At 69.2% G+C, this 3,400-nt stretch carries 6 protein-coding genes; 2 read left to right on the top strand and 4 right to left on the bottom strand.

What is annotated here, in order from left to right; translation table 11 throughout:
• Positions 1 to 46 precede the first annotated feature (46 nt).
• From RIF68_RS31510 to RIF68_RS31495, 4 genes are all read right to left on the bottom strand, one after another.
• The gene (locus RIF68_RS31510; RefSeq protein WP_309054679.1) at positions 47 to 871 is read right to left on the bottom strand and encodes an isoprenyl transferase; all 825 of its coding nucleotides are present in this window, start codon (positions 869 to 871) and stop codon (positions 47 to 49) included.
• 18 nt (positions 872 to 889) lie between these two features.
• Positions 890 to 1,639 (bottom strand): DNA repair protein RecO, encoded by a 750-nt coding sequence (gene recO / locus RIF68_RS31505; protein ID WP_309054678.1) that lies wholly within the window; start codon positions 1,637 to 1,639, stop codon positions 890 to 892.
• A gap of 88 nt (positions 1,640 to 1,727) precedes the next feature.
• On the bottom strand, positions 1,728 to 1,943 hold the full coding sequence (locus RIF68_RS31500) for a hypothetical protein (protein ID WP_309054677.1): 216 nt from the start codon (positions 1,941 to 1,943) through the stop codon (positions 1,728 to 1,730).
• Complete coding sequence (locus RIF68_RS31495; protein WP_375165761.1) at positions 1,940 to 2,119, bottom strand: hypothetical protein; 180 nt, start codon at positions 2,117 to 2,119, stop codon at positions 1,940 to 1,942. Before RIF68_RS31495 ends, RIF68_RS31500 begins: the two co-directional genes overlap by 4 nt.
• Before the next feature lie 174 nt (positions 2,120 to 2,293).
• On the opposite strand from RIF68_RS31495, the gene RIF68_RS31490 reads away from it, so the two are divergent.
• Together RIF68_RS31490 and RIF68_RS31485 are read left to right on the top strand one after the other, a co-directional pair.
• Positions 2,294 to 3,127 carry a helix-turn-helix transcriptional regulator gene (locus tag RIF68_RS31490; RefSeq protein WP_309054675.1) on the top strand — a complete coding sequence of 278 codons (834 nt, stop codon included), beginning with the start codon at positions 2,294 to 2,296 and terminating at the stop codon, positions 3,125 to 3,127.
• The gene (locus RIF68_RS31485) at positions 3,109 to 3,375 is read left to right on the top strand and encodes a DUF397 domain-containing protein (RefSeq protein ID WP_309054674.1); all 267 of its coding nucleotides are present in this window, start codon (positions 3,109 to 3,111) and stop codon (positions 3,373 to 3,375) included. Before RIF68_RS31490 ends, RIF68_RS31485 begins: the two co-directional genes overlap by 19 nt.
• Positions 3,376 to 3,400 lie beyond the last annotated feature (25 nt).

Below are 3,400 nucleotides of genomic sequence, written 5' to 3'. Positions count from 1 at the left end.
AGGGGCCCGCACCGGACGTGTCCGGTGCGGGCCCCTCCGTACGCCGTCAGGCCTTGTCGAGGACGGCCATGTCGGCCGGGTCGACGCCGCCGAAGCGGCGGTCGCGGGAGGCGTACTCGACGCAGGCCCGCCACAGGTCACGGCGGTCGAAGTCCGGCCACAGCACGTCCTGGAAGACCATCTCGGCGTAGCTGCTCTGCCAGATGAGGTAGTTGGAGGTGCGCTGCTCGCCGCTGGGCCGCAGGAAGAGGTCGACGTCCGGCATGTCCGGGTAGTACAGGTACTTCTGGAAGGTCTTCTCGTTGACCTTCGACGGGTCCAGCTTGCCGGCCGCCACGTCCCGGGCGATGGCCTGCGCCGCGTCGGCGACCTCGGCCCGGCCGCCGTAGTTGACACAGAAGTACAGCGTCATGGCGTCGTTCCCGACGGTCTGCTCCTGGGCGATCTGGAGCTCCTCCACGACGGACTTCCACATCTTGGGCATCCGGCCGACCCAGCGGATGCGGATGCCAAGCTCGTCCATCTCGTCGCGGCGGCGGCGGATGACGTCCCGGTTGAAGTTCATGAGGAAGCGGACCTCCTCGGGCGACCGCTTCCAGTTCTCGGTGGAGAAGGCGTAGAGGGAGAGGTTCTTCACGCCCATCTCCAGGCAGCCCTTGAGCACGTCGAGGACGACGCCCTCGCCGACCTTGTGGCCCTCGGTGCGGGGCAGGCCGCGCTCCTTGGCCCAGCGGCCGTTGCCGTCCATCACGCAGGCGACGTGGTTCGGCACCAGCTCGGCCGGGAGCTTCGGCGGGCGGGCGCCGGACGGGTGCGGCTCGGGGGTCTTGTACTCCCGGCGCTGCCGCCCGAGGATTCCGCGTCGTGCGATGGCCATGCGATGGATCTCCTAGCTCTTCTCTACGTAGCGCAGGGAGCGCAGGCCGCGCTCCAGATGCCAGTGCAGATAGGCGGACACGAGTCCGCTGCCCTCCCTGACGTGACGCGGCTCGCACGCGTCCGCCGTCGCCCAGTCGCCGGTGAGCAGCGCGCTGAGCAGGCCGATGGCCTCCGCCGAGGGTACGACGCTTCCGGGCACCCGGCAGTCGCCGCATATGACGCCGCCCGCCGCGACCGAGAAGAACCGGTTCGGCCCGTGGAGTCCGCACTTGGCGCAGTCGTCGAAGCTGGGCGCGTACCCGTTCACGGCGAGGGAACGGAGCAGGAAGGCGTCCAGGATGAGGTGGGGCGCGTGCTCGCCCCGGGCGAGGGTCCGCAGGGCGCCGACGAGCAGGAGGTACTGCTGGACGGCCGGCTCGCCCTCGTGGTCGGTGAAGCGCTCCGCCGTCTCCAGCATGGCCGTGCCCGCCGTGTAGCGGGCGTAGTCGGTGACGATGCCGCCCCCGTAGGCGGCGATGGTCTCGCTCTGGGTGCAGAGCGGCAGCCCGCGGCCGATCAGGTCGCTCCCCCGGGCGAAGAACTGCACGTCCACGTGCGAGAACGGTTCGAGCCTGGCCCCGAACTTGGACTTCGTGCGCCGCACGCCCCTCGCCACGGCGCGTACGCGGCCGTGACCGCGCGTGAGGAGGGTGATGATGCGGTCCGCTTCACCCAGCTTCTGGGTGCGCAGCACGATGCCGTCGTCGCGGAACAGACTCATGCCCCCATTCTCCCGTACGTCGGGGGCCGACCGGACCGGGTACGGCGCCGGGCGGCCCCCTGCGGGAGTGCGCGGACCCCGCCGGAGCTCAGGGCACCTCGCCCCGGCTCCGCGCGTTCACGTGGGCCGTGGCCGCGCTCAGCCGCTCCGCCGAGGTCGCCTCGCGCACCCCGTCGGGTTCGACGTCCCACTCCCGGCCGCCGCCGAGCGGCCGGACCTGGATGTAGGGCCCCTCGTGCCCCATGACTCTCGCGACCCGTCCGGTGCGGATCTCGACGACGTACGCCCCGATGGGCAGGGTCATGACCGGTCCTCCTCCCCCGGCAGTACAGCGGCGGCGAGGAGCCGGGCCGTTTCCACCGTGCAGCATCCCAATTCCACGAGCGGCCTCGGGGGCTCGGCGGCGAGGGTGACGACGTCGAGCCCGAGCGAGGGGAGGGTGATTCCCGCTCGCGCCAGCGCCTCGCGCAATTCCGTCACGGCCTCCTGTGCCACGCGTACCGTCCCGGTGGTCGATCGTTTGATGTCTTCCTTCACCAACGTATGCCTTTCTGAATCCATTTCCGGCTTCCCCACTCCAGGGTGGCGTCCGATCCGTAGAATCGACAGACGCGCAGGCCATACAACTGCGGGGTCGGGTGGGGGAGTTAATCCATGGCCAGAGGCAAGCAGCAGGACGCGTGGGTCTTCTTCGGCGAGCTCCTGAAGGAACGCCGGGAGTCGGCGGGGCTCTCCCAGGAGGAACTGGGCAGACGGGTGTTCGTATCGGGCGCCTACATCGGACTGTTCGAGCAGGGAATTCGAAAGCCGCAGAAAGACGTGGCCCAGCGAATCGACGAAGTCCTACAAACCGGCGGTATTTTCGAACGAACGTGGCGCAAACTCATCGACAAGTCACCGTACGCCTCGTATTTCACGGAGGTGGCGGAGCTGGAGGCGGTGGCGACGAAGCTGTGCGAGTTCGCTCCGACGGTGGTACCGGGGCTGCTCCAGACGGCGGAGTACGCGCGGGCGGTGACGGTCGCGGCGAACCCGTTCGCCACGGACGCGTACGTGGAGGAGAAGGTCAGCGCGCGGATGGAGCGCGCGGCGATCCTCCAGGACGCTACAAGGCCCGAGTATTGGGTGATCCTGCACGAGAACGCGGTGCTCACCCCGGTGGGCGGCGAGGCGGAGATGGCCGCGCAACTGGACCACATCGCGGCGATGATCCGGCAGCGGTGGGTACTGGTGACGGTGCTTCCGCGCGCTGCGGGCGCGCACGCCTCCATGAACGGGACGTTGAAGCTCATGGAGTACGCGGACCAACCGCCAACGGCCTATACAGAGACGTCGTTTTCGGGGACGCTCCTCGACGATCCGGCGGTGGTGAAGCGCGCACAGCGGGCCTACGATCTGCTGAGGGTCACCGCCTTGTCGCCGGAGGTGTCCCTGGCCCTGATCGAATCGGCGGCGGAGGACTTCAGACGATGCGCCAGTACGACCTGAACAACGCCCGTTGGTTCAAGAGCAGCTACAGCAACGGTGAGGGCGGCGACTGCGTCGAGGTGTCGCACGACTTCGTCGGCGCGTGGCGCAAGAGTTCGTACAGCAACGGCGAGGGCGGATCGTGCCTCGAAGTCCTGGACGACCTCCCCGGTGTCGTGCCCGTCCGCGACAGCAAGAATCCCACCGGCCCCGTCCTCGTCGTCCCCGCCGCCGCCTGGGCCGTCTTCGTCGCGGGCGTCAAGGGATGACGACCACCCCCTCCCTCCTCCTGCG

Source organism: Streptomyces sp., from assembly GCF_031178505.1.
Taxonomy (GTDB): Bacteria; Actinomycetota; Actinomycetes; order Streptomycetales; family Streptomycetaceae; genus Streptomyces; species Streptomyces gulbargensis.
The sequence above is the reverse complement of the archived record's forward strand: the minus strand, read 5'-3'. Positions and strand labels throughout refer to the sequence as shown.

What these genes read in the sequence shown, in the direction of transcription:
- recO (WP_309054678.1), bottom strand. Translation starts at nt 1,639, where the DNA reads ATGAGTCTGTTCCGCGACGACGGCATCGTGCTGCGCACCCAGAAGCTG.
- RIF68_RS31500 (WP_309054677.1), bottom strand. Translation starts at nt 1,943, where the DNA reads ATGACCCTGCCCATCGGGGCGTACGTCGTCGAGATCCGCACCGGACGG.
- RIF68_RS31490 (WP_309054675.1), top strand. Translation starts at nt 2,294, where the DNA reads ATGGCCAGAGGCAAGCAGCAGGACGCGTGGGTCTTCTTCGGCGAGCTC.
- RIF68_RS31485 (WP_309054674.1), top strand. Translation starts at nt 3,109, where the DNA reads ATGCGCCAGTACGACCTGAACAACGCCCGTTGGTTCAAGAGCAGCTAC.